We start from the raw sequence: 4,364 nt of genomic DNA on the forward strand, positions 1-4,364 counted from the left end.
CCTTCCTGGTATCCTACCACGTGTGTTTCTTTCAACCTGGAAACCTTTTTGAGAATCATTCCCAGGGCAAAAGAAACACCAGACGGTACAAGGAACGAAGCTATGTAGTGCCACTCGTTAGGGTAGAAAAATACGAAAATCACCGGCGAGAGCAGAATAATAGGAAACCACACGAGAAGCTGACCCATGTACCAGAAGATCACCTTTAACCTGTGCTTTGTGCTCGTCAGTACATCTTCCAATCTCGGTCACCTTCCAAGCAGCACTTCTTCTACTTTTTCTTTGGTTTCTGTGTTTGTGATCACATACAGTCTATCACCAGGAAGAATCTCCGTGTCTCCCCTGGGAACCACGAGGACTCCTCCTCGAACAATGGCTGCTACGATGCTACCCCTGGGCAGATTCAGGTCTTTCAACTTCTTCCCTGCAGCCGGGTTTTCCTCCTCCACTGTCACGTTCAAGAACTCAATTCCTTGTTCCAGCGGGATAATACTGGAAAACTCCTCGGGAAAGATCAGAGCCTCCACCGTGTTCGTTATCAAGGTGGTGAGGTTCAGAACGGTTGTGATGCCCATCTTTTTGAAGATCTCTATGTTCCCAGGATCGTTCACCAGGCTCACTACCCGTCTTACACCAAACTCCTTCATCGCCAGCTGAGCTATGAAGAGGTTTACCTCATCCCTCGGGGTCAGGATTACCACCACGTCGTTTTTCGAAGGTTCTGCGTCTCTGAGCACCTCCTTCTGGCTTCCGTCCCCATGTATCACCGTTGCCCTCAACTTTTTGGCGAACTCTTCACAGAGCTCTCTGTCTTTGTTTATCAGTACCACACCGTATTTCCGGGATGTCATGGAACGTGCCAGATAGTATGCCGTCGTTTCACCGCCTATTATGATCACCTTCAACCCTGCTCACTCCCCAGAACGTATCCCTTCACTTTCTCCATCATCAGAATAGCGGGGCATATCGTATCTATACCGTGCTCTTCAAAGATTCTTATCTTCTCGGGATCGTAAACCCTTGCGATCACGCTTTTCACGTTGAACATGTGACGAGCGTTCATGGCGATGAAGAAGTTCGTGCTATCGTCGTTTGTGAACGCGAAAACCATGTCTGCTTTCTCCATACCGCTTTCTCTGAGAGTTTCGAACTCTGCGGCGTCTCCAACTATCGTGAATCCTGAGAACTCCGAGTTCAACCTGTGAAACGCGTACTCGTTCTTGTCTACAACAACGACGCTGTGTCCCAAAGACGATGCCAGATTCGCTATCGATGCACCAAGCCTTCCACATCCAAAGACGACAATGTACTTGCTCTTTCCTCTCGGCATGTTTTAACTCCTCCACCGTCAATATCCATACCTGCGGAATCTTCTCACCCTTAAAATATACCCCCACAGCATCCCGTAGACAAATCCTCCTATGTGCGCCCACCACGCAACACCGTAAGAACCGACGAGACTGTTCATCACCTGTATAAAGAACCAGATCAGAAGATAATAGAAGGCTGGAATCTCGACCAACGTCAGGAAGAAAAAGAAAGGAAAGAGTGTCACGATCCGGGAGTACGGGAAGAGAACGAAATAGGCTCCCATGACTCCAGAAACGGCTCCAGAGGCCCCAATCATGGGTGTCGTTGAGTGAAGAGCGAACACGAACTGAATGAAGGCTGCGAACACACCGGCGGACAGATAGAAAAACGTGTATCCAACGTGTCCCATCTCATCTTCTGTGTTGTCTCCAAAGATCCAGAGGAACCACATGTTTCCAAGGATGTGCCAGAACCCTCCGTGGAGGAACATATGGCTTATGAACGGAAAAAGAGAAAACCCCAGCACTTCTCGTACCTGCTCTACTGTGTACCGGGCAGGGACGAGTCCGTACCTGTACATGAAGGCAAGAAGTTCCCTGTTGTTCAATGTGAGCTGGTAAATAAAAACAATGATGTTTATCAGGATCAGCACTGTCGTTACATACGGTTTCTTTCTGCTCGGTAGAACGTCGTACAGGGGGAGCATTCTATCACTCCCTACAGAAGATCCAGTATGTTGAATCTACTCGTGGTTTCGGGAACCAGCTCTGACTCATCCGCTGTTATGATCACAACGACCCCTGGACCGTGCCCTGCTGAAACACACGCGGAGTGCACCACGATTCCTATCGAAATCGCACCCTTTCTGTACTTTCCAACACCGTAGGAGTTGTCATGATCCATTATCGCCACGATATCACCAAGCCTGAGGTCTTCCACTCCCACCTCACGGGGATCCAGGGCCATTATATCGTAATCCGTTGAGGCACTGCTTGACACACCAATACCGGATCCCATGAAGTGGGCAGGGATCTTCGCCACAACCGGAACGTGCAGCCTCCCATTTTTTTCAACGATTTCAAGCCTCTCAAAAAGCTCAGGATCCACGTTCATGATCTTTACATCTGGATAGTCAAGAAGCTTCAATCCTTGTCCCCACGCCTTTATTAGAACTTTGTCTCCCACCATGAGTTTTTCCAAGACTTCATCGTCAAAGTGAGCGATCACGTGGTTCACACCACCGTGTTTTCCCGTCACCACTCCTTTGCTTCCCTTCGCGTCCCCCGACATCACGATCACTTCGTTACCTATACAGGACAGTGTCATGAGGGGTATCTCCTCTTCTTTTTTCCTTGCCATGATGGAGACACCTGGCTCCACGTGGTCTCCTTCCCATCCGTAGGCGCTGTCACCCACCTTCACGTTGTAAGTGATCCCCCCGAGAACGGGTATCACCCTCACTTCTCCGTCCGCCGTCACACTATACGGTGATCTCATCTTAGCAGGAGAGACCTCTCCTACAACCGATATACAAACGAGTCTATCCTTGTTTGTCCTCACGAACCTCACCTCCAGAATGTGATATCATTGAATAGAAAAGGCATATTAGGAGGTGACATTTTGAAATTTTACATCACCACCCCGATATACTACGTGAACTCGGAGCCACACATAGGAAGCGCCTATACCACTATTGTAGCGGATATCATTGCTCGTTACAAACGCTTCATGGGATATGACGTGTTCTTCCTCACGGGAACAGACGAACACGGCCAAAAGGTTCTTCAGGCAGCGCAAAAGGCAGGAAAGAATCCTCAGGTATTCTGTGATGAGCTCGCAGAAAAGTTCAAGCAGCTCTGGAAGGAACTCAAGATCACCAACGATCATTTCATTCGCACCACGGATGAAATGCACATGAAAACTGTGCAGGAATTCGTTGCGAAGATGAAAGAAAACGGTGACGTGTACAAAGGTGTGTACAAGGGATGGTACTGTGTTCCCTGCGAGACTTTCTGGAACGAAGATGAGGTCATAAAAGAAGGGAGCGAACGACTCTGTCCTGAGTGTAAAAGACCGGTCAGGTGGGTGGAAGAAGAGAATTACTTCTTCAGGCTTTCGAAGTACAGAGACGCTCTTTCGAAACACTACGAGAAACACCCGGACTTTGTAGAACCTGATTTTAGAAAGAACGAGATGCTGAAGATCTTGGAGGGAGGCCTCAAGGATCTCAGTATCACCAGAACGTCCTTCAAGTGGGGCGTTCCGATGAAGGACGATCCTAAGCACGTGATATACGTCTGGGTGGATGCACTCATAAACTATGTTTCTGCGATCGGATATGGCTGGAACGAGGAGATGTTCAACGAATGGTGGCCCGCCGATCTACACCTGATAGGGAAGGAAATAAACAGGTTCCATTCCATCATCTGGCCTGCCATGCTCATGTCTGTTGGACTGCCTCTACCGAAGAAGGTCTTCGCTCACGGCTGGCTCACTGTGAACGGTCAGAAAATCAGCAAATCCCTCGGAAACGCGATAGATCCGAGATTTTTTGTGAATCGATACGGGAACGACGTGGTGAGATACTACCTGATAAGAGACATCGTGTTCGGTAAAGACGGCGATTTCTCAGAGGAGAGACTTGTCCACAGGCTGAACTCGGACCTCGCAAACGACTACGGTAACCTCCTTCACAGAATCACGGCGATGATAAAAAAGTACTTCAACGGCAAACTTCCTTCTCCATCGAACGAAGAAGGTCTCGACAGTTGGTTGAAGGAAAGGTTCTTCGAAACGAAAAATGTGTACTGCGATCTCATGGATTCCTACAGGCTAACAGAGGCGCTGGATAAAATATGGGAGTTCATAGCGGATGCGAACAAATACTTCAACGACACAAAACCCTGGATCCTGGCGAAAGAAGGAAAATTAGAGAGACTTGGAACGGTGCTTTACAACTCACTTGAAGCTGTTTTCAAGGTGGCTCTGATGACACTACCTGTGATGCCAGACACCTCGCAAGAAGTCTTCAGGAGAGTTTCTTTTGATGAGAA

The 4,364-nt window shown here is 48.5% G+C and carries 5 protein-coding genes and 1 pseudogene; 1 reads left to right on the plus strand and 5 read right to left on the minus strand.

The window, feature by feature from the left end:
* From J7K79_RS08010 to J7K79_RS08030, 5 genes and pseudogenes are all read right to left on the minus strand, one after another.
* Positions 1–242 (minus strand): annotated as a pseudogene (locus J7K79_RS08010) (potassium transporter); the annotation flags it as partial.
* Positions 243–248: 6 nt separating this feature from the next.
* Positions 249–899, minus strand: coding sequence for a TrkA family potassium uptake protein (locus J7K79_RS08015; protein WP_296907317.1), 651 nt, complete (start codon positions 897–899; stop codon positions 249–251).
* A 2-nt stretch (positions 900–901) separates the two neighbouring features.
* On the minus strand, positions 902–1,330 hold the full coding sequence (locus J7K79_RS08020; protein ID WP_296907307.1) for a TrkA family potassium uptake protein: 429 nt from the start codon (positions 1,328–1,330) through the stop codon (positions 902–904).
* 18 nt (positions 1,331–1,348) lie between these two features.
* Positions 1,349–2,017: a rhomboid family intramembrane serine protease gene (locus J7K79_RS08025; protein WP_296907309.1), complete on the minus strand. Its 669-nt coding sequence runs from the start codon at positions 2,015–2,017 to the stop codon at positions 1,349–1,351.
* A gap of 11 nt (positions 2,018–2,028) precedes the next feature.
* A complete protein-coding gene (locus J7K79_RS08030) occupies positions 2,029–2,871 on the minus strand; it encodes a DUF4438 domain-containing protein (RefSeq protein WP_296907311.1) in 843 nt (280 codons plus the stop codon).
* Positions 2,872–2,931: 60 nt separating this feature from the next.
* Here J7K79_RS08030 and metG point away from each other — a divergent pair.
* On the plus strand, positions 2,932–4,364 hold a 1,433-nt coding region (gene metG / locus J7K79_RS08035), incomplete at its 3' end, for a methionine--tRNA ligase (protein WP_296907314.1).

Source organism: Thermotoga sp. (assembly GCF_021162145.1).
Taxonomy (GTDB): Bacteria; Thermotogota; Thermotogae; order Thermotogales; family Thermotogaceae; genus Thermotoga.